Genomic DNA, 314 nt, shown 5'->3' with positions numbered 1-314 from the left:
AGAATAGTGTCTGGCATTTTAATAGCATGACACATGGGAAAGATCGTTCAAGTAAAAAAAACGATCTGGTTAATTTATATCACTGATAACCCTGATAAAGTTGAGTGGCGGGTTTTATTATTTACCGGTAAGCCAGATAATAACCATTGTAACTGCCGTTGTTCAATCCCCATGGCTACGTGTGCTTGAGCATGATTTGGCCATTGAAATCGTCCTTGCTCTAAGCGACGATAATAAAGCCAAAAACCATTGGTATCCCAAAACAAAATTTTTAATTTATCGCGTTGTTTATTACAAAAAACGAACCACGCTTG

The 314-nt window shown here is 37.3% G+C and carries 1 protein-coding gene; it reads right to left on the bottom strand.

All coding sequences use genetic code 11. The annotated features are described in order from the left end of the window. Nucleotides 1-74: 74 nt before the first annotated feature. Nucleotides 75-314 (bottom strand): IS66 family insertion sequence element accessory protein TnpB (gene tnpB / locus AAEY55_RS18185; RefSeq protein WP_350552627.1); only part of this gene is annotated, 240 nt, incomplete at its 5' end.

Origin of the sequence: Pseudoalteromonas sp. 120-MNA-CIBAN-0494, from assembly GCF_040308885.1 — a bacterium.
In the GTDB taxonomy this organism is placed as follows: domain Bacteria; phylum Pseudomonadota; class Gammaproteobacteria; order Enterobacterales; family Alteromonadaceae; genus Pseudoalteromonas; species Pseudoalteromonas nigrifaciens.
The sequence above is the reverse complement of the archived record's forward strand: the minus strand, read 5'-3'. Positions and strand labels throughout refer to the sequence as shown.